The sequence below is a fragment of the Hymenobacter glacialis genome, assembly GCF_001816165.1.
Lineage (GTDB): Bacteria > Bacteroidota > Bacteroidia > Cytophagales > Hymenobacteraceae > Hymenobacter > Hymenobacter glacialis.
On sequence record NZ_MDZC01000059.1, the window covers coordinates 1 to 21,273 of the forward strand.

Consider the following 21,273-nt stretch of genomic DNA (forward strand, 5'->3'; position numbering starts at 1 on the left):
CACCCGTGCGGGCGGGCAGGTGGGGCAATATCCAGCGGGTAATCATATCTTTGGTCAGGACTTCCATGAGGGAGGGAAAGGAGATGGGTCGCACCTCAAATTTCCCGCTTTTTTGGAAGTCTTTTCTGTTTTGCGCGCTGCTGGCTACTTCCTAAACAGCTTCTTGGTATAAATACAATCTGTGCAAAGGGACAAGTGCTCCTGAATTTAACGCGATTTTAAGGTGGGATAAGCTATTTGGTACGGGAGGCAAATATGTTCGCGCAGCGTGGGCAGAAAGAGCACATGCGGTCACCATTAATCCAAAAATATGGGTAGCTCTGCTGGTATTAATGGGCGGAACGCAGCGCATAAGCGCACAGTGTGTGATTCCCGCCGCCTGTACGCCGGGCTCCGCGGCCGCTGCCAACTCAGTCTATGAGATGGGCATTTACCGCGTGCAGCTTGCCGGGCTGGACACCACCACCCGCGGGGGGAGCGACGGATACGGAAATTACGACTGCCAGCCCGGGGCAGAACTCCAGCGGGGCGGCACGTATGGCCTTGCCGTACGCACCAACCCCAATGCCGACGAAGCAGTCAGAGCCTGGATTGACTTTAATGGCAACGGGCAGTTCGACGCCGGCGAATTGGTGCTTGCCTCAACAGGCCGCAATCACCAAGGCCTGTTCACCGTGCCTGCGGCGGCAGTTCTTGACCAGCCGTTGCGATTGCGCATTGCCGCCGACTATGTCAACGCGCCTATCCCCACACCCTGCTCTACTCCCGAATACTCTCAGACCGAAGATTACCAGCTCCTGGTGCGGGCTAACGCCTTGCCTCGCCCTGTGGCTCGCTTCGTAGCCGATGATTCGGTCAGGTGCGGCGGCCCGATTGCCTTTCGCGATCAGTCGCTTAACTCTCCTACGGCTTGGCGCTGGAGCTTCGGCGACGGAACGACTAGCGTGTTGCAGTCCCCTCAGCACACGTATGCCGCACCCGGCGCCTACACCGTGCAGTTGCGCGTCTGCAACGCTACGGGTTGCGATTCGCTCACGAAGGTCGGCTACGTGCAGGTTCGCGCCGATGCCCCCCGCCCCGCGCCGTGTCAACCCGCAACCACCGCGTTTTGCTGCGGCTTTGGTGTGACGCGGGTTCGGCTCGGCAACTTAGATCGTACATCCCTGGACGGCCGAGCAGGCTTCGAGGACTTTAGCTGTGCCGCACGCGCCACCCTGACGGCGGATCGGCCGGTAGCCATGCAGTTGGCTACCGGCCCCAATGCCCATGATGTCCGGGTGTATTTGGATGTGAATGATAACGGCCAGTTTGACTTACCAGCGGAATTGCTTTACGAAGGCCTTGGCGTCCAGAGTCCGAGCATGCAACTGACTGTGGCAACGACCTTGAGCGGACTAGTGTACCATCGCCCGTTGCGCTTGCGGATATGGGCTGATGCCGCTGGGACTGCGCCTTTCGGACCCTGCTCGGCGCCATTGCGGGGACAAGTAGAGGACTATTCAGTTGTAGTACTGCCCAACACGACGGCTCCCACTGCAGCTTTTGCAGTAAATTATGCACAATACTGCGGGCCCACCCGGGCAGCATTTACGAATGCAACGGTGGGAGGAGCAACCAGCTACCGCTGGGATTTTGGAGACGGCAGCATAGCTACAACGGCTTCTCCTCCGACCCACAGCTATTCGACCGGAGGGGTTTACGACATCACGCTGGTGACTGCCAATGCCTTTGGGTCGGATACGGCGCATCACACCGTGGTGGTAGCGGCAGCCTGCGCAGCGTATTGCCCGGCGGACGGCACCGGGGGCTCGGTTTCCTCGGCAGCATATTTCACCCGCGTGCAGCTGGCTAACCTGGACAACCAGGACGTGCGGCTACCTGGAACGGGTTACCGGGATTATACCGACCGCGCCGCGGAGCTGATACAAGGGCAGGCCTATTCGTTACAAGCCGAATCGCCCCGCTGGTCCACCGGCAGCAATGGTCCCTGGGTTCGGGTGACTGCCTGGATAGACTACAACCAGGATGGCAATTTTTCCAGTACCGAGCGGTTGGGACAGGTATCTGCGCTGAGTCCTTACCTGCTGCCTTTTCAAGTACCGTTAGGCGCACGCGCCGGAGCCACCCGGCTACGGGTGCAAATCGCCAGTTTATTCCAGCCCTCGGACCCGAACAACAGCTGCCCGCCAGCTTATCAAAATGCGACTACCGAGGACTACACCGTCCTCATTTTCCCGGCCGCGCAGGCACCCCAGGCGGGCTTCGCAGCGGATATTACCGTGTCTTGCAGTGGCACCGTGCAGCTGCGCGATACCAGCCTGATAGCCCCCAGCACCTGGCAGTGGTCGTTTGGTGATGGCGGCACCAGCACGCAGCAGCACCCGCAGCACACTTACGCCCAGCCGGGCACTTACTCCGTATCGTTGCGCGTCGCCAATCGCTACGGGGCCAGTACGGTGACCAAGACCAACTATATCGTAATTGCGAACCTCAGCCAGGGGCCCCGGCCCGCTAGTTGCTTACCATCAATGGGTCCGGACATCAATTTCCCGGTCACCGTTGGGACGGTGCAGCTAGGAGGCTGGACATACACCAATGCGGTTCCCTTTGCCCCCTATCGGGACGAAACCTGCAACGCGCCTCTCATTACCCTGGCACCCGGCACGGGCACGGCGGTTACCGTGCTCACCCAGAGCCCGTCGACCTTCAGGGGGTTCGCATTCCAAATGTGGCTCGACGCCAACGACGACGGGGTACTGGAACCAACTACGGAACTGGTTTACAACTCCAATCGGCATTCCTCCACGGTCAATCCCTGGACAGGCACCCTTCACGTACCGGCAACGGCTGTCCGTAACCGGCCGTTGCGGCTGAGGATCTGGTGGATGCCTAACATCATTCCTTATAACGTGGTGGAAGAGTTGCCCTGTTATCGACATGACGAAGTGGGGCAAGTGCGTGATTTCACCGCCTTTATCGGTTCCACGCCCACGAGTACCCGCGTAACCGCGAAATCTTCGGAATGGTCGTTTGCGCCAAATCCAGCTTCTGAACAACTCAATATCATCAATGGCGGCTCCTCAAAAGAGGTACAAATTTGGGACATGGCAGGGCACCTGTGTGCTACCCTATACCTATCAAAAGCCTCCAATTCCGTCGACGTGTCAGCCTTACCACGGGGTCTTTACATCATCCGACTACCTGGGCACCTGGGTGTCAGAAGATTGACTCTTTTGTAACAAACAACTCCAGCTTTTAGTATGAAAATACTCTTATTCACAAAGTCTTCCTGGATACTACAATGTTGCGTACTGGCCCTTGGCCACGGTGCGTTTGCGCAACCATCCACTCTAAACACACCCTCGGCCTTTCCCCCCGCTCCCAATGCCGCGTCTTTGGGCGAGTACGGCGCCATTCCCGTATCCTTGTATACGGGGTTACCCAACATTTCCGTGCCGCTGCATACGGTTGGCTCCAAATCCAATCAGGTAGACATCAGCCTTTCTTACCGGGCATCCGGCATTAAGGTCGAGGAAGAAGCATCGTGGGTAGGCTTGGCCTGGGTACTGAATGCCGGCGGGGTGATCACCCGCAGCTTACAGGGGGTGGACGACTTAAAGCAAGACGTGGGCTATGCCGTCACGGGAGCCATGCCCCCATGGGACGCAGCCAATCACTACGACCCGACGGGCCGGAACACGACCACCGATGGCGACTACTTCCGAGATGTATGCCTCAAGTATAGGGATACGCAGCCAGATATATTCTACTATAATTTTGGAAATCACAGTGGCAAGTTTATCTTGGAAAAGGCGTCTACTGTTGGGCTATTTCATGTTCGGCTGATCGATAATGCGGACAATAGTTTAGTTGTTTACGACTACGTTGCAAAAATTTGGTCAATCAAGACCCAAGACGGCTACGTCTACACCTTTGGAAATACCGAACGAACTCAAGTAAAATCGGAGGGGGGGACACTCCTTATAGGCCCTTACACAAGTGCTTGGTACTTAACCGAAATAATAGCGCCGGACGGGGAACGCGTGACCTTCGCTTACGAGGAAAATAAATCCACTAGTCAGCTCGCCAGCTCGCTAACCAAAGCTGTATATTTTGATTATGAAGTTATCAGAGACAACGGAGGGTGTGGGACAGATAGGCGCCTTTATGGGAATGTTGACGGTTATCCTACCCACGCTAGTAAAAGCTACTCTACAACAAACGGGTTAATTTTAAAATCCATAACGCATGCCACGGGGACGGTAGAGTTCGCACATGCCAACCGGGATGATGTCATGGGCATTGGCACTACCAAGTCCAAGCGTATCACCGGGTTTACCGTAAGAAATACAATCCCGGGGGGTACCGCAATAACCAAAACCGTCACTTTTCGGCAATCCTATCTTAACGCGGGTAGTACGGACGCAGCAAGCCTACGCCTCAATCTGGATGCGGTCGGGGTTGCCAATGGCAACCACGCCATCCCCGATTACCGCTTTGAATACGACGTCAGGGGCACGCTGCCGTTAAAGACTTCTTACAACAAGGATTTTTTGGGTTTTTTTAATGGAACCAACAACGATGGACTGGGCACGGATATTCCAGAAATGCAGTCTCGCCTTGTTAGTGATCCCTCGGTCACCATCACATTGCCATATGATAATAACTCTGTTGGTGCTGATCGAAATCCTAATCTAGATCATGCAAAGATTGGAACACTAAATAAAATCATTTACCCAACCGGAGGGGCTACACGCTTTACTTATGAAAGCCAGGAATACAGAGACCCAATGGGAAACAACCGGACAGGCTGCGGGCTTCGCATTGCGGCAATAACATCGGTTGATGACTTGACCGGCAATGAAATAGTAAAGACTTATAAATACCAGCTGCCGAATAGTTCTACCAGTAGTGGGCGGCAGCTATCCCCTGCTTCCTACCTTCATTTCGGTGTAACTAGATCAGTCTATAGCTGTGACGGCACTACTTCACCAGTTAAAACTGATTATCATGGCAATTTCTTTGCCGTTCGCAGTTCGTCATCTCGGTTGGCGCTTTCAAATTCCGCCCAGGGCCAGCCATACGGGTATGATTTCGTGACGGTGCTGGAAGGGGCCAACGGGGAAAACGGTAAAACAGAGTACACTTACACCAACGTTGAAGATGTAACCCCTTTGGGCCCGCCTGATGATAACGGCCAGATTCAGCCGGTTAGCTTTTTTGTGCCGGTGCCTAATAAAATCAACATAACCAACGGGCGGCTTCTCAAAGAAACGGTTTACAAAAAAAATAAAACGACGAATGCCTTCGACAAGGTCATAGAAACGGAGAACGTGTACGCCAGCGGGTACGAGACGGGGAATACCTTGAAAACCATCAAAGGGTGTATTGTCAGCAGTGACTTTTACTGCGGCCCTGTTCCGTACACTGTCCCAAAAATAATGCGGTTAGGCACGCAGTATTACGATATTGACTGCCATTGGGTGCGCTTGGTGTCGTCGACGAAACGGGTGTATAACCAGTACTCTCCCGCCATTTACACCCAAACCGCCACCAATTACAATTACGGCAACCCCGTTCATCGCCAAGTCACTGCGGTGACACAGCAACTGCCAAATGGCGACGTTCTGCGGGAGTACAAGAGCTACCCGTCTGATTACACCCTGCTTTTCTCTGGGCCCGTGTTTGACATGGCCAACCGCCTGCGGCTGCTTGCGCAGCCGGTAGAGTCCTACACCACCCTCATGCGCAATTCGGTTGAGTGGCTGACCGGCGCGAAGCTAATTACCTACGGTTATGCCATGAACGGCAACGCGCTGGTGCGCCCCATTCAAACGGACCAGTTGCGCCTGCGCGACCCCATTAACCTGGCCAATTCCGGCTTCATTCCCGCGCAGCGCGCATCCCAAAAAGACAGCCGGTACGCTCCGGTACAGTACCTGGGCTACCACATGGCATCCGGTAATGTCGACCTTTCGCGAAAAGCACACGACATCACAGAATCGTATCAGTGGGACCATCGCTACCAGCAGCAGGTCGCGCAGTTCGTAAATGCCGACCGGACGGTTGTTTCTGGACTACCTGCCTATTTGGGCAACGAAGCCAGCTATTTGGGATTTGAAAGCGGGCAATCAGTTGACGCCAACCCGCAAGAAGATTACTGGTTCAACACCGGGACGGGTGACAGCCGCAATTATCTTACCGGGAATGCCCATACCGGCCAATACGCATGGCGGGTAGGCCCGATATCAGCCTGGAGCTATAACTACGGACCGACCAAGCACATCGCTCCGTCCAGGCAAGCTGCTCGCTATAAATTGTCAGCCTGGGTGAACACGGAACCTGGATTTAGAGCTGGAGGGGGGAATTTAATATTGTCCGTCAATGACCATAATGGCAATCAGGTGAACACCGCTTCCAGCTATGTTGGCGCTTCCTTCGGTGATACGCAGGGCAAGTGGAAGTACGTAGAAGCAATCATTGACTTGGACGCCGTGCGCCAACAAGCGGGCGCCGCTGCCGGCGACCGCTACCGACTAGTAGCCTATGTGTGCAACACCGGTGGGTCATCCGGCAACCCGGTCGGCTTTCGCGTCGATGATCTGCGCTTGCACCCCGTAGATGCCCATGCCATTACTTATACATACGATGCCGCTACTAACCAGCCGACCAGTGTCAGCGACGTGAACAGCCGCCCCGTGTATTACGAGTACGACGCGCTCCAAAGACTAGTGGTGGTAAGAGACGACCAGCGTAACATCGTCAAGCTCTACCACTACAACTACAAGCAATAGGGTTCGCTGCTCCTTTCAAAGACAACTTTCCATTTTGGGCGACATAAACGCGTTTTTCTACTGCGCATGAAAAAATATATACACATCTGTTTATTAAAGTTGTTGGTTGGGCTGCAACTCCTATTGGTAAATACGGCCGCGTGGGGACAGTGCACCTCTCAGCCAGCTGGCGCCAACATGACTTCCCCCCTTAACATCGGGACCATCTATTCCTGCGGCTTCTCATACTCGGATGCCTCCCGAAGCAACGACCCGGCGTATTGCTACGGCAACAACTACAACGGGCAGCCCAGCGATGATATTTATTATCAGTTCACCCTGGCAAATGCAGCCCCCGTCCAAATCACCACCTGTGGCCCCAACCTCTCCACCTACGTTTATTTGTTGGATGCTTACGGCAGCCTTATCGCGTCGAGCACCAACTGCAACAGCACGCCGCAGATACAGCAGTCGCTGCCCGCTGGCACATACTACATTGTATGTGAAAAAGCCGGGACAAACTATGGGATGATTTACTTGAGCTTGCACGTCCCTGCCACGTCGCCGGCGCCCGCCGGGGCTACGATGACGAACCCGGTTAATGTGGGCTCGCTGGCTTGTGGCACTAATTATAGCGACACGAAAAATAATGCTCGGAGCAATTGCTTCGGTAATGAGTACGGGGAAGCCAGCGATGACATTTATTATAAGTTCACGGTGCCCAGTGCGATGGAAGTAACCCTTTCCAATTGCGCACTCGGCTACCCCACCCTGTTGTACTTGCTGAACAGCCAAGGCACCTTGCTGCAATCCAACCGGGGGTATGGGCCGGCGTGTCCCTCGAGTGTCTCGCCCTCGATTCGAACGACCCTGCCCCCCGGGGAATACTACGCCGTGGTGGAAGGGCCTAGCAGCAGCACCTGGAACATCAACACTCAGATTTCGGCCACAATTACCGGGCAGCCGGTGGTATCAGCCAGTGCCGCCCCCGCTAGGGTTATACTCGGCAGCAGCACCACGCTTACGGCCCTGGGGGCCTGCCAGTACAGCTGGGCCCCGGCTACGGGCCTGAGCGCGACCTCGGGAGCCAGCGTGACGGCCACGCCGGCTAAAACCACGACCTATACCGTCACCGGCACCTCGGCTTCGGGTCAGACGGCGCAGGGCACCGTGACCGTAGTGGTGGGGCAGAACATGAATTACGTGGCCACGACCAACGTCCTAGTGGAGGGAAAGCTCACGGTTGAGGACATTCAAGGCTTAACAGTTGACCAGCGGCGGGAGCAGCTCCAGCAGCAAACCGTGTACCTCGACGGGTTGGGCCGGTCCATACAGACCGTAACCACGCAAGCCAGTCCCAACAAGAAGGACGTCGTGGTGCCGGTCACCTACGACCACTTTGGCCGCACCCCGTTTGCTTACCTGTCCTATTCGGGGGGAGCTGTCGGAAGCGGAGAGGGCGGCTTGTATCAATCCGACGCGGTGCAACAACAGGCCCTGTTTTATCAACGCGGGGGCGACCGGGTGGCCAATGATGCAAACCCGTACGCCAAGAAGGTGTTTGAAAACTCGCCCCTGAACCGGCCCGAACAGGTGGGGGCAGCAGGTCAGACCTGGCAACCCGACGAAGCAACGCCCACGGCGAGCACCAACCATAGCGTCCGGGCAGAACAGCGTACGAACACCGGCGCCGGGACTGGCAACGACGACGTGCTGCAGTGGACCTACACCGCTGGCGCAGCGCAGCCTATCGCCGTAGGTGCTGCCTATTCTGCAGGCCAGCTGGCGGTGGTGGAAACCACCGATGAGCATGGTAGCAAATCCTACGAGTTTAAAAACGGGCAGGGTCAGGTGGTCGCCAAGAAAGTAATGGCTTCGGATACGGAGTTTGCAGAGACCTATTACGTATTCGATGACCTGGGCTTGCTCCGGGCCGTAATTCCGCCCATGGCCGTGCAGGAGGTCCGTACTAAAGGAACGGGCATTGTCATGGCGGACCTGCTGGTGAAGTGGTGTTTTACCTATACCTACGACGACCGACAACGGCTAATTGAAAAGTATATTCCGGGTGCCGGCACCAGCCGGTTCGTGTACAACCAGCGTAATATGATGGTGCTGCAGCAGGACAACAAAGGGCAGTGGATTTTCACCAAGTACGACGCGCTGAGCCGCCCTATATTCACGGGTAGGTACTATCCCAATATCTGGCCAGTTGACCGCGAAGTGCTACAAGCTCAAGCCGATAATATCTTGATGCAGTGGGAGGTTATGCGTCCCATACCAGGCAACCCTACCAAGATGGAATACACCACCGACCGGAGCTTTCCGACCGATGTCTACGACTGGGATTTCCTTACCCGTAGGTTTTACGACTCGGAAGCTTTTAACGACTTGAGCAAGCACCCTTTCACGCCCGTGACTTTACAGGCGAGCGACATCTCCGGGTATGCAGCGCAACTAGGTTTTTCCTTGACCGCCAGTGGTTTGTCAAGTCAAGTAACCGGGCTTACTACCGGGCGTCAGGAAATGGATCTGAACGCCGGCACGTGGCTTACTACTGTCCTTTACCACGATGACAAAGGCCGCACGGTTCAAACCGTGGCGGACCATTCGGGAGGTGGAGAGGAGCGCACCTCTGTGAAGCTAGATTTTGCGGGTAAGATCCTGCAAAATTACCGATCGCATTCCTTTGCCTCAGCCTCGTCCGGTGGTTCGTTGTCAACCCACTGCATCTACCAAGAGCAGGAATACGACCATGCCGGTCGTCCAACGAAAAGCTGGATGAAAATAGACAATCAGGGAAAGATTCTCTCCATGCAGTTGGAATACAATTCTGCGGGGCAGATTGTGGACAAGAAGCTGCACAGCCCGGACTGGCTGACTGGCACCGCCCTGAACCCGGGGCTGACTTTTCTGCAATCGGTAGATTACCGGTACAACATCCGCGGGTGGCTCACCAACATCAACAACCGCAACATCAGCAACAACGAGTGGCTCGACGACGCCGACCCGAACACGGACAACGACGGCACCGGCGCGGATGCCTATGACGCGGCCAGCCCCCGCGTGGAACCCGATTTGTTTGGCTTTGAGCTCAAATACGACAACCGCCATGATATCGGCCTGGGCCACCCGGCCCAATACAATGGCAACATCGCCACGGCCTTGTGGAAGACGGGCAACCCGGCTACTGGCCGCGTGTTACGGGCATATGCCTATAAATATGACCATCTTAATCGGCTACTGTCTGCGGATTACCGCACCTACGAAGCACCGACCTACACCTGGCAGGTAAACAATACGAACTATTCTGCGAAGAGTGGATATGACCTTAATGGCAACCTGCGCTCCCTGACCCGTCAGGGAAATCGCACCAATGGCGTGCATGGAGCGATAGATCAGCTATCGTATCATTATTCCCCCACAAACGGCAACCGCTTGGTGGCCGTTGATGACAAGGTAAACCAAGTGTTACCAGCAGGCACTACGCAACCGAATGACTTCGAAGACCGCACCGGACCGTACGTGCAAGGGTTTAATTCGGAGGAGTATACCTACGACCAGAATGGCAACTTGACGGCCGACGCCAACAAGGAAATCACCGATATCTCGTACAACGAGCTAAACCTGCCGGTATGGATTCACCTGACCAATTCCCGGTACATTAATTTTAAGTACTCCGGCGCTGGCACCAAGCTTCGGAAAATAACTTATGAATGGAACGGTTCGACATACCTGACTCACACCACGGACTATCCCAGCGGCTTTGTGTTCGAAGACGGCACCCTCAAGAGTGCGCCCACCCCGGAGGGCCGCATTCTTTACACTCCCTCAGCCAATCTAAGCCCCGGTGAGCTAAACTGGAAGTACGAGTACTTCATCAAGGACCACTTGGGCAACCTGCGCTTTGCCTTTCGCGACCACGGGGCGCGTACACAGCAGCGCACGGCCTCAATGGAGCCGGCGAACGCGGACAAAGAAGAGCAGGAATTTGCCCACGTGGCCGAAACTCGCCAGCGAGACGCGCAGCACGCGCGCACCGGCGATTATGTGGCCCGCTTGTCGGCCACTGAAGGCCGCCGTCTAGGGCCTAGCATAACGTTGGCCGTTCACGCGGGCGACAGCGTGCGGGCCGAAGTGTACGGCCGCTACGACCACGGCTCGCCCGTTGGTGGCTTAGTGCAGCGCGGCGCCGTTGTAATAGGGGCTGTGGTAGCGGGCAGTCCCGGCAGCATCAGCTCCGAAAAATTACAGCCCCAGGCTGGACGGAATCGGTGGCGGCCCTATTGGGGCCTAAGCGTGGGTCTCATCCCACATTTATTGAAACAACGCGAGAAAGAGCTGCCACGGGCGTTCCTTCGCTATGAGCTGTTCGACCAGGACAGCCAATTGGTTCGCTCATCCATTCAACCACTGCAACGCACTGCTACCGACGAATGGCAGCACTTGGAGGCCGGAATCAAGGCTGATAGCGCAGGCTACGTGCAAGTCTCGCTGGTGAACGAGAGCGGTACGCCGGCTTATTTCGATGATTTTGCACTGCGTTCGGTCGACCCCAATGAGTATCAGGAAAACCATTACGACCCATGGGGCCAAAACTTGGTGGACATCGAGGACTTGGGGAACCCCGACTCTAAGTTTCAGTACAACGGCAAGGAAAAGCAGGAGGATTTTGGACTTAACTGGACTGATTACGGTGCGCGCTTTTACGATGCACAGCTAGGGCGCTGGCACGTTGTTGATCCATTAGCAGAGAAAATGGGCAGTCATAGCCCATATAACTATGTATTTAACAACCCAATAGCCCTAGTAGATCCAACGGGAATGGCGCCTCAGACAATATATGATTTTGAAGGTAAAGCACATCAAATTGACGATGACGATCAAGAAACACTTTACCAAGCCACCAATTCCCCTGATAATGAATACGAGGTTAATGACAAAACAGGGTCATGGGTAAAGACCAGCAATCTTGGAGGAAACGATATTGATTTTTACCACCACGTCGGTGACGATCGGGATGGACAGACGGAAATAACAGATGTTGAATCTCAGGATACCCAGTGGATGTCAAGTTCCAAATTTATTCAGGGCTATAAACGGCGCTCTACCGCTACAAACTGGCGAGACCTATTTAATGAATTTTACGATGGAACTGGTCCAGAGAAGAGTCTGATAGCAGGTGCGAGCCATCCGATGATCAAACAGATCATGGCATCTGAGCAATTCGCTAAGGCATTTCTGATGTACAGGAGACAATCCGCTAATAACAAACCATATCTTTTTAAAGGATCATTCGGTTTAGGAGGCCTTATGAACTCTGGGCTAAACATGACATCCCAGATGCTCGGTAAAACGGCCTACAGCTTTTATCCCGTAGGTAATAAACTGGTCATAATGGGTGCGGATAGTAAGTCACGGTCTTCCTGGACCCCGTGGTGGTGGGATGGTGATGAAGTAAATACCCCCCGAGTTAATGGCTTAGGTGGACCTCAAAGCACTACACATCAAACTTACCTTTGGTATATAAATAAGTCTAAGTAAGCAATGAGAGCACTTTTCTTTTTTTTATTAACTGTGTCCACTCTGCTTGTTTCTTGCGGTGTTCGCCAGGAAGAAGTAGCAGGAGTATATATAGTTAAGAACCAGACTAATAATTGGGATACTCTTAGAATTTTGAATGATGGCACTTATACAAGACGATTGCGTTCCAAACATAATTCTTTTGTTTTCACAAATACTGACAAGTGGAGTTTTGAGGAAGGGCGCATAACACTATTCAATTACCTTCTTGATGAGGACTATAAATATAAGACCCAGACAAACCTACAGGGCTCTACAATAACTTCTTCACTGCCTATTGAAAAAAGGGCAGGTAAAGTCGTTATCTACTATCGCCAAAGCACAGATGATTTTTTCTATGAGAAAATGTAAGTAGGTAAAGTTGCATGCTTAGGGTTTCAATTAATGTATGAGGTAGTGTAGAGATAACGGACAGAAGAAGGTCGTCTATTTCTTCTGTTATGACAGCCAAAAAGAGCGGGGCGTCGCCCGACAAACGGCGTAAATACGAAGAGGCGTTCAAGGCCGAGTGCGCTTGGCGGGCGAGAACCGCAGCACGCAGGCCGCCGCCTGGCAGTTGGGCATCAGCCCCAAGCTGCTTTACCGCTGGCAAAAGGCGCAACTCATGCCCGAAGTGGGCAGCGAGGAAGTGGCCCGCGACCCGGTGGTGCGCGCCCTGTGCGCCTGCCTCAAACGGGCGAAGCAGAAGCTCGACATTTAGAAAAAGCCTTGGTCATCTTTTGCCAGCCGACTCGGTGAGCACCTACCAGCACATCGCCAGGTACAGGCGCGGGTACGCCGGCTCTGCCAGTTGCTGCGCGTGGCCTCAGTCGCGTATTATGCCTAGCAGCGCCGCCACCAAGGGGCACCCATTGAGCCGGCTTGGCAAGTGGCCGTGCGCGAAGGGTTTGCGCGCCACAGCCATAGGTATGGCATGTGCCGGCTGCAGGCCAAAATGCAGGCCCAGGGCCATGCGGTCGGCCGCTGGCGCAGCCGCCGCGTGCTCAAAGCCCACGGCCTGCGCGCCCAGCAGCCCCGCTCATTTGTGCCACGCACCACCGACTCGGACCCGGCCGTGCGCGCTGCCCCCAACCGCTTGCTCGGCCAGCGACGTATTACCCCGCACCAGCACGCGCCCGCAAGGTGGAGGCTGATACCCACCATGTGAATCTTGAGATGGTATACTGCCGCCAGTCGGTCTTCGCCGATTGTAGAAGGCGGAACAATGGGTGGGAGCATAACTTTCACCGATCGGGATGGGCTCCCAAGTCAAGCCATGAGGTAGTTGACTGCCACTGCCCCACACAGTTTGATGCTCTCCTATTACAACCACCTGCGCCCACACCATGCGCTGCACTTTATGGCCCCAACCGAGTTTCATCAAGCCGCCTGACCTTTACTTATCACTGGACCACCGAGGGGCGCTTATAAACGGTTTTATTGAACTGTGCTCGCCAACCTTTCAAACTCTTAACGGCGATAGGTAAAGGTCTGGGTGAACTGGCCAGCGGAGCCCACCTCAACTTCTTGGTAGACTAGGCGGTGGGTGCTTAGCTCACTCACCGTCCACCGTACGTCGTAGGGACCCAACGCAACAACAATCGTGCTGCCATCAAAACGGTAGGGACGAAACGAGCCTGTAGCCAGTGGCCGTTGGAACCAGACCCGGCCGTCGGCGGTAAACTCCTGCGGCGACTCCCCTGGTTTGGCCACGTAGGTATCGTCGGTGGCGGGATGGCCGTGGCTCGCGGCCAACTGGTAGCGAATGGATTCCAGGTTCCAGATGCCAACCAGCGTGGGTGGGGCAGGTTCCGTTTTGTCGCATCCCGTCAGTATCAGCGCGCCAGACAGGACCAGTACAGTAGTTCTCATATGCTCAAAGATAGCGAGTGAACATGCAGCAGGAAAGGGCGTAATGGGAATTTATCGTTTTGCTAATTGAAACATAGCTGTAGAACTCGAAAGCTCCTGCGTATGCAAGCCTGGTGCTTGGTCATAGGCATTATGTAGCCCCGACGGACTTACTTTTTCTGTAGTAGCTAGCCTCCTACCCCTGCTTTTTGCTCTTTCCTAACCAGTAATGCATGAATAGGTCCACTCGATTTTGCCCCGATGCAGGCCTTGGTTAAAAGTTTGGTACAAAGGTTAAACGAGCGGTCACTCGATGGGCGTGTCAACGCGCCCTACTGCGCAGAGGCAGGAGCCAGAAAGGTACACTTTGCCGGACCCAGCTAACTGGTTGCTGTTATGTAAGTAGAAATGGGGCCAGAAAGTGGAACCACTTACGTATCCTGATGGCCCCACCTTGTTGACCTGTTTAGCTCGTTTGAGAGATGGCTATTGCGGCGAGTGCGACTTCTGCGGGAAACCATGTAAAATTCCGCTCATCTGATGTAGGGGTATTATTCATGGTTAAGTGGCAGCCGATTTCCAGCCTGTCGTTTAACCTTTGTACCAAACTTTTAACCAAGGCCGATGCAACAGGCTTTTCCACCCATGAAGCGTACCTAGCCATTGAGCTACCCCAGGACAAAGCCGAAAAACAGCGCTTGGAGCAGCTTCGGCGCTACGTTCAGTCCCATATCCAGCATGCCACTTGACGCAGCCTGGCCCCAGCCTTGCGGGAACTGCTGGGCGCCAGCTACCATGTGGGTTGCGGCAGTTCCCACGTCTGGATTAAGCAGCTACCAGGCAATGCCACCTCTTCTGCCCCGAAACGGCTAGCCATAGTGGCCGACTGGCTTACCACGGCCTTTTGGAATTGGTACGAGCCGAAGCTGCCAAGCGGACCTAGCCTGAGCATCCGACTGGAGCAAGGCTGAGGTGGTCGAGTTAGGCTGGACACGAAGAAAGCAGGGAAATATTCAGGGCTTAAGGCAATTCTACCCTCTCGCTGCCATAAATATGCCTTCATGGACTATTTGAGTAACACAAGTAACACCGGTAATACTGATTAAATGAAACCATCTTAAAGCGCTACGCAATGAGCTTATGTTGGACCGGCAATAACCGCTGGACTGTGGTAGGATGGAACGTCCGGCCTCGGCGGGTGCGGTAGCCGGCTTGGTTCAACTCATTGGCAACCTGTTGCAATGTGTACCCCTGGGCGCGCAGCAGCCCCGCGACCCGGGCGGCTTGGCGGTTAGCTTGGTGCTCGCGGGCATTAGCCTGCATAGCTGCCTGGCCCTGGGCGATGACCGCCGGCGTAAAATTGGCCGGACTACCCAACTTAACGCCGCGGGCCTTCTTGGCGGCCAGCGCGTCCTTGGTGCGCTTGGAGATGGTCTCGCGCTCGTGCTGGGCAATGACGGCGAACAGGCCCACAGTCAGCGTATTCGCGTCGGGCATGTCGCAGCAGACAAAGTCCACGCCCGAATCGCGCAGGGCGAAAATGAAGCCCGCGTTGCGGCTGAGCCGGTCGAGCTTGGCAATGAGCAGCGTCGCGCCCACGCGCCGGGCCTCGGCGATAGCGGCCAGCAGCTGCGGCCGCTGGTCCTTTTTGCCGCTCTCGATTTCCACGTATTCGGTCCCAAGCTGGGCCGGGTCCGGCACGAAGGCCCGCACGGCGGCCCGCTGGGCCTCGAGGCCAACCCGGAATTGCCTTGCTTCTGGGTGGAGACTCTATAATAAGGGGTATAGCGGCGCGCCGGTGACATCAACTCAGAACCAAAGGGAAGAAATGCCCGCAAGGTAAGCCGTTTTACATGTTGTAAACGTTCGTTTGCAACATGTAAAATCCAGTACCTTGCCCTTGGCCGCTATAAGTACCTTGGAGAGCGAATCAGTTTTTGGCGCGGGGTGCGGCTTTTTTAGCTGGCTTGGGCACCGCTTTCGTGGCCGGTTTAGGTATAGGCTTAGCGGCCGGCTTGGCAGTAGGTTTTGCAGTTGGCTTGGGCTTGGCTCCTACCGCTTTGTTTTTAGCTAGGGCCTTGGCTTTGGCAATGGCTTTGGATTTGGCAGTAGCTTCAGGAGTCGGGACTGCTTTAGCAGCAGACGGGGTTAGTCGCTTAGGGGAGGCTGGAGCAGCCGCTTTTTTCGGGACTGCCGGTTTAGCGGCGGTGGGTTTCGCGGTGCCTGGCTTCAGGCCGAAGATTTTCATCACCATGGCACAGAGCCGTGCCATCTCCTTATTCCGCTGTGGAATGGTCAGTGCCTCTAGAGGTTTATCTGGCTTGTTAAAAGCCTGCAGCTTGCTAAGCGGCGAGTTGGCAAAGTGGCAATACCCGACCACGACAGTCAGCAGCGTTACCCCTTCTTGCTTGGCTGCCAGCAGCAACGGCGGAAGCTCATCGGAATGAATAAAATCCGATGCCATGAAATTGTGACTAACGAGCATAATACCCACCCGGGCCGTCGCCAGCTCGCGTCGGATTCGGGCCAGCCACGGCTCGCCGGCTTTTAAGTTCTGGTCACTCCATACCCGTAAACTATGGTCGCGTCCGAGCGGAGCCAGATGCTTTTCAACCAGTTTACGCCATCTTTCATCAGCATGGCTGTAGCTAATAAAAACGCTGGTTCGCGAGAATGTAGGCATGGAGTGGCGATACGTGGCAAAAGTATATTAGGCTGTTAGGCTGGTAACATAGGCAATACCAATATTACCGGTATTACCTATGTTACCAATATTACTCTTAATGGTGCACTATTGGCCGTGGTTAAAAGTTTGGTCCAAGAGTTAAACGGGACGGTGCGTGCTTGCTGGGGGCCATTATGACCTTTTCGTAGCGGTGGGGGATAGAGCTACCCAAAGGCGATGGGTGCCATTGTGCAATTACAAAAAGGAGGCAGCGCTAACTTATTACAGCTCCGGTATTGTCTCGTCCATCACGATATAGGGCACGTAGGGCGGCAGCTCGTTCATTTCTTCCATCAGCGTAGCCATTTCTGCTGCATAGGGGTACACCCGGCCGGGCTGCTCCGGCGGCAGCGGGCGCACGTCTACCGCTGGGGCCACGTCAGGCCGGTACCACCGCATCAGCTCGTCGTGGACCTGCACCTGGTCAATCTCGCCGGCGACGTAGCGCAATTGCAGCTGTGCCATTTCCGGGGAGGGCACGGCCCGGTCACTGGCGCCTATGCAAATGGCCCATCACACCGTTTCCCATCGTTGTGAGGGGGTTTGTTCTTCCTCGTGGAATTGCGGCGTATAGCTCATCCGAATGCTTCAAATGAAAAGCGGCGCGCCGGCTTATTGGGCGTGTGCTGAATCCGCACGAAATGGCGGCTGTCGTGTACGCCATCGACGGAAAGGCTAATGCTGGGCGGGAATTCGAAGTGTTCCGGCAGCCGCTGCGTATCGAGCGGCTGGGCGAAGCCATACATGCCCAATCCATCCCGGTTGTACTCGAACGCGTCAGCGGTAGCCGGCGTGTTGCCCTGGGCTTTTAGAAAGTCAATGAGGCCTTCTTATAGCAGCGGGGGGATAAAATTACTCTAAGCTCCCATCGGGGCTGCTTCCGATGGCTTTCGCAGGCTGCGCAGTCCGTTGGGCTCCACTTCCACCTGGCTGGGGAAGGTGTACTTGCCCAGGCGATTGATGTGCTCGTAGCGGGCGGGCGAGAGTCGGGCCAGGTCTTCGTCGCGCACTTCCACGCCTTCGGCCCGTAGCGTTTGCACCACCTGTTGCAGGTACACCGTGTTCCAGAGCACCACCAGGTTGGTGACCAGGTTGAGGGCGCCGACGACCTCCTGCTGGGCTTCTTCCTGCTTGCGGCGGATGAGCCCGTCGCCGCCAAACCAGAGAAACACCCGCAGCGCGTGCAATCGCTCGCCCTTGTTGAGCTGCGTGTGAATCTTGCGCCGCAAGGGTTGGCTGAGCAGGTAGCGCAAAATGAAGTTGGTTTTGATGAGCCGCCCGTACTGCTGCAAGACATAGGTCAGGTTATGCTGGCGCGGGTAGGCCTGCAGCTTGCTGATGAAGAGCGAAGCCGTGACGTAGCCGAGCTTGAAGGAGCCGGCCACCCGCAGCAAGTCATCCAGGCGGGCTTCGATGTAGCCGGGCTGCACGTGGCCGGTGAAGTGCAGGCCCGGGTAGGCCAGTTCCCGGCCCCGGATGCGGCACAGCTTCTGGTCGCCGATGTCGCGCAGCCGCGGCGAGTACTGCAAGCCCAGCAGGTCAAAGAGTCCGAAAACCAGGTCCGTGTAGCCGTGCGTGTCGGTGGCGTGCTCGACGATGACCACGTCGGTTTCGTTGCCCAGCACCTCGTCCAGCACGTACGTCGCGTCCCGCTCGGTGGCGGGGATGACCTTGCTGCCGTACTGGGCGTAGTGGTCGGCCGTGTGGGTGTAGAAGGTCACGCCCCGGCCGTAGCCGAAGTAGCGCGGCAGCGCCTTGGCGTTGCGCACGGCCCCGCTGACGGGAAAGCGCTGCCCGTCCGAGGACGACAAGCCCCCGCCGCCCCAGTGCTGGGCCAGCCACTGGCGGTGCTGTTGGTTGACCACGCGGGTGGTAGCCGCCCGCAGCGGCTGCTCGTGCAGGAACTGGTGGGTTGCCCACCAGACCGTTTGGTAGGGCAAGCCGGTGCTGCGCGCCATGTCGGACAAGGGGATGTTGCAGGCGGCGGCTAGCAGGGCCGCATACACCGACTCCGGGTCGTCAACAGCCCCCGCCGATGATTCACGTAGCAGCTCCGAAAAACCAGTCCAACCGTCCACTTCGACCAAGATATCGGTGAGTTCCACGACCGGCATGCGCGCCCGAATCTGCTCGTCCAGCGCCTGGAGCGAGGCGGGTAGTTCTTCCGCTTGCAGCGCCGTGAGCACCAATTCGCCGTCTTCCAGGCGCACCTCCCCGCCTTCGGCCAGCAGGTTTGTAACCTGTGGCAGCAGCGCTTCAAGTTCGGCCAGGCGGGCGTGCAGGCGCTGGCGGGGGTCCTCCGGCAGGCCCAACTGGCGCAGCACTTCCCCGCGCAGGCCGGGCCACTGGGCAGCCGGAATCAGGTAGCTCTCCAGGTCGGCGTACTTGCGCGAGCCGGGCACGAACACATCACCTGAGCGCAGCCGCTCGCGCAAGGTGGCCAGCACGCACAACTCGTAGGGTAACCGCTCCGGGGCCTGCTGCGGGTGCACAAACCCGTGCCAGGAGGGGGTAATGAAATCGGTCGGCGCATCGGCCGGCAGCCTGCGCCGGGTCCCGGTCTGCAAGTCCACCACCAGGGCCAGGGCCTCGGCGAACCGGTCGCCGGCAAAGGCGCTGGCAAACGACACCTGCCGCAACAGACGGGCGGAAAACTGCTTCAGGTGCGCGTAGCGACGCAGCAAGAAAGCCAGGGGCGAATCCAGGCGGGTATCGCTCAGCGCATAGTAAGCCTGCAAGGCCTGCTCCACCTGCTCCCGGGGAATGGCCTCGAACACGGCTTCCCGTACCAGCCCCGCCGGTATCTGCTCGTCGACCACCGTGCGCGCGACCTGGGCGAAAACGCGCAGGGCCGTTTCGCGGGCCTGGCGGATGGCCAGCAGGTGCGTTTCGTACTCGCGCTGGGCTTTTCGCTGGGCCCCGGCCCAGTAGTGGAGAGCATCAAAAAGTGTGGGGCAATGGATTTAAGCAGCCATTGCTAGAGGTTCGGCTGCCATTGACCGGAAGCCGGGGTACTGCTTTCGGAAACAGTCTTCCCATTCTTCGTTGAGCACCTTGGTGCGGGCCTGCACGAGCAGGTGCGCCCCTTTTCTGGTCCACTGCATCTGCTGGCGCTTGACCAGGCGTTTTGACAGCACCTGGTTCACCGCCGACTCGACAAAACCAGTGGAGACACGTTCGCCATAGCGCTGGCGCTCCGAGTAGTCCACGATGAAGGCCCTGTTCTGTTCCACGTAGGTGTGAAAATCAGCAAGTAGCCGGGCCAACGGCTTTAATTTGCTGTATTGCTTGGTCACCAGCGGGTCGTCTTGGTGCACGGCCAGCCTGTCGTCCAGGTCCAGTATCTTGTCCAGGGCCCGCTCAGCGTTGCCGTGCCAGAGGTGCCATTTGATGCTGGTCAAGCCGTCCTGCAGCGCTTTTCCCCCGGCCGCGTCGACCTGGGCGAAGCCCAGCGCGTACTGCTGCAGCACCGTCAGGCGCATGGTCAGGTGAAACCAGTCCAGGATATGCGTGGACTCCGCACTCAGATAGCTGGTCAGCGACCGCAGCACCGCGGCGCCATCGGTAAAGAATTCCACGGCCTGATTGGCCTGTAGCCCCTGCGAACGCAGCACCTCAAAGACCCGTCGGCGCGGCTTGGCATCCACTTCCTGCACGAAGCCAAAGCATTTGGCGGCCCCCTCCGCGGGAATGCTTTTGCCCGCAATCACCTCGAAACAGCCTTTTTTATGCCAGTGCCGGACGTAGCCGCCGTCGAGGCCGACCACCAGCGGGCGGGGCGGGCACGGCAAGGCCTCGCGGTCGCGCTGGCAAACGCCATGAAAAGGGGCCACTTCCTGCGGCAGCTGCTGTTCCTGCGCCTCGACCACGGCGTGCAGGTGCTGCTGGATGGTCGTGCCCGATAGTTTCGCACTCAGGGGCAGCACGTCGTGGAGCAAATCGGCCGTTTTCTGGTAAGGAATCAGGCTGGCCCACTTGGTTTCCAGGTACAGCCGCTCCGGCGTCACGTGCTGCGGAAACAGGTGCTGGAGGGGGCTGAAGGTTTTCGGTCCTGCCTCGGTGGGTGGCAGATAGTAGCGCGGGCTATCGACCGTGACGTTGCCGAACAAGGTTTTCAGCTGGAGCGGGTAGCTGCCCTTCTTCCGTAAGCCGACGGGCTGTTGCAGTTGCAGGTGCGTCGCTATCTGCTGCCCAATCATCGTTTGCTGAAGGCGCTGCAGTAGCTCCTTCGATTCGGCCAGCGTCAGGCCCACGCTGGCTAAGCTCAGGTCCTCCCGGCTCCAGGTGAACACGTCTTCGAGGGTGGTCTCGTCGCCTTCTGAGGGACAAGCCACCAGTTGTAATTTGAAGTTCATGGGGCTG

13 protein-coding genes are annotated in these 21,273 nt (G+C 56.6%); 7 read left to right on the forward strand and 6 right to left on the reverse strand.

What is annotated here, in order from left to right:
* Positions 1 to 365 precede the first annotated feature (365 nt).
* From BEN48_RS09070 to BEN48_RS09090, 6 genes are all read left to right on the forward strand, one after another.
* Positions 366 to 3,239: a GEVED domain-containing protein gene (locus tag BEN48_RS09070; protein ID WP_206599838.1), complete on the forward strand. Its 2,874-nt coding sequence runs from the start codon at positions 366 to 368 to the stop codon at positions 3,237 to 3,239.
* Between the two features lie 213 nt (positions 3,240 to 3,452).
* Positions 3,453 to 6,794 (forward strand): hypothetical protein, encoded by a 3,342-nt coding sequence (locus tag BEN48_RS18710; protein WP_125932545.1) that lies wholly within the window; start codon positions 3,453 to 3,455, stop codon positions 6,792 to 6,794.
* A 66-nt stretch (positions 6,795 to 6,860) separates the two neighbouring features.
* Positions 6,861 to 12,317 (forward strand): DUF6443 domain-containing protein, encoded by a 5,457-nt coding sequence (locus BEN48_RS19395; RefSeq protein ID WP_070734277.1) that lies wholly within the window; start codon positions 6,861 to 6,863, stop codon positions 12,315 to 12,317.
* Between the two features lie 33 nt (positions 12,318 to 12,350).
* Positions 12,351 to 12,707 carry a hypothetical protein gene (locus BEN48_RS18720; protein ID WP_125932546.1) on the forward strand — a complete coding sequence of 119 codons (357 nt, stop codon included), beginning with the start codon at positions 12,351 to 12,353 and terminating at the stop codon, positions 12,705 to 12,707.
* 157 nt (positions 12,708 to 12,864) lie between these two features.
* Complete coding sequence (locus tag BEN48_RS09085) at positions 12,865 to 13,056, forward strand: hypothetical protein (protein WP_125932547.1); 192 nt, start codon at positions 12,865 to 12,867, stop codon at positions 13,054 to 13,056.
* A gap of 174 nt (positions 13,057 to 13,230) precedes the next feature.
* Positions 13,231 to 13,503: an IS3 family transposase gene (locus BEN48_RS09090; RefSeq protein WP_125932548.1), complete on the forward strand. Its 273-nt coding sequence runs from the start codon at positions 13,231 to 13,233 to the stop codon at positions 13,501 to 13,503.
* A gap of 302 nt (positions 13,504 to 13,805) precedes the next feature.
* On the opposite strand, the gene BEN48_RS09095 is transcribed toward BEN48_RS09090, so the two are convergent.
* From BEN48_RS09095 to BEN48_RS09110, 4 genes are all read right to left on the reverse strand, one after another.
* Positions 13,806 to 14,207 (reverse strand): hypothetical protein, encoded by a 402-nt coding sequence (locus tag BEN48_RS09095; protein WP_070734280.1) that lies wholly within the window; start codon positions 14,205 to 14,207, stop codon positions 13,806 to 13,808.
* A gap of 1,104 nt (positions 14,208 to 15,311) precedes the next feature.
* Positions 15,312 to 15,899: a recombinase family protein gene (locus BEN48_RS09100; protein ID WP_241502225.1), complete on the reverse strand. Its 588-nt coding sequence runs from the start codon at positions 15,897 to 15,899 to the stop codon at positions 15,312 to 15,314.
* Positions 15,900 to 16,116: 217 nt separating this feature from the next.
* On the reverse strand, positions 16,117 to 16,869 hold the full coding sequence (locus BEN48_RS09105) for a toll/interleukin-1 receptor domain-containing protein (RefSeq protein ID WP_070734281.1): 753 nt from the start codon (positions 16,867 to 16,869) through the stop codon (positions 16,117 to 16,119).
* 264 nt (positions 16,870 to 17,133) lie between these two features.
* Positions 17,134 to 17,376: a hypothetical protein gene (locus BEN48_RS09110; protein WP_070734282.1), complete on the reverse strand. Its 243-nt coding sequence runs from the start codon at positions 17,374 to 17,376 to the stop codon at positions 17,134 to 17,136.
* A gap of 158 nt (positions 17,377 to 17,534) precedes the next feature.
* On the opposite strand from BEN48_RS09110, the gene BEN48_RS09115 reads away from it, so the two are divergent.
* Entirely contained in the window at positions 17,535 to 17,723 is a 189-nt protein-coding gene (locus BEN48_RS09115) for a hypothetical protein (RefSeq protein WP_070734283.1), read from the forward strand.
* A 45-nt stretch (positions 17,724 to 17,768) separates the two neighbouring features.
* On the opposite strand, the gene BEN48_RS09120 is transcribed toward BEN48_RS09115, so the two are convergent.
* Both BEN48_RS09120 and BEN48_RS09125 read right to left on the reverse strand, forming a co-directional pair.
* Positions 17,769 to 19,874 carry a Tn3 family transposase gene (locus BEN48_RS09120; protein WP_125932549.1) on the reverse strand — a complete coding sequence of 702 codons (2,106 nt, stop codon included), beginning with the start codon at positions 19,872 to 19,874 and terminating at the stop codon, positions 17,769 to 17,771.
* Positions 19,875 to 21,266 carry an ISKra4 family transposase gene (locus BEN48_RS09125; RefSeq protein WP_070734285.1) on the reverse strand — a complete coding sequence of 464 codons (1,392 nt, stop codon included), beginning with the start codon at positions 21,264 to 21,266 and terminating at the stop codon, positions 19,875 to 19,877.
* Between the last annotated feature and the right edge of the window lie 7 nt (positions 21,267 to 21,273).

Excerpts from the sequence above, each read along its gene's own strand:
- BEN48_RS19395 (WP_070734277.1), top strand. The coding sequence starts at position 6,861 with ATGAAAAAATATATACACATCTGTTTATTAAAGTTGTTGGTTGGGCTG.
- BEN48_RS09095 (WP_070734280.1), bottom strand. The coding sequence starts at position 14,207 with ATGAGAACTACTGTACTGGTCCTGTCTGGCGCGCTGATACTGACGGGA.
- BEN48_RS09105 (WP_070734281.1), bottom strand. The coding sequence starts at position 16,869 with ATGCCTACATTCTCGCGAACCAGCGTTTTTATTAGCTACAGCCATGCT.
- BEN48_RS09110 (WP_070734282.1), bottom strand. The coding sequence starts at position 17,376 with ATGGCACAGCTGCAATTGCGCTACGTCGCCGGCGAGATTGACCAGGTG.
- BEN48_RS09125 (WP_070734285.1), bottom strand. The coding sequence starts at position 21,266 with ATGAACTTCAAATTACAACTGGTGGCTTGTCCCTCAGAAGGCGACGAG.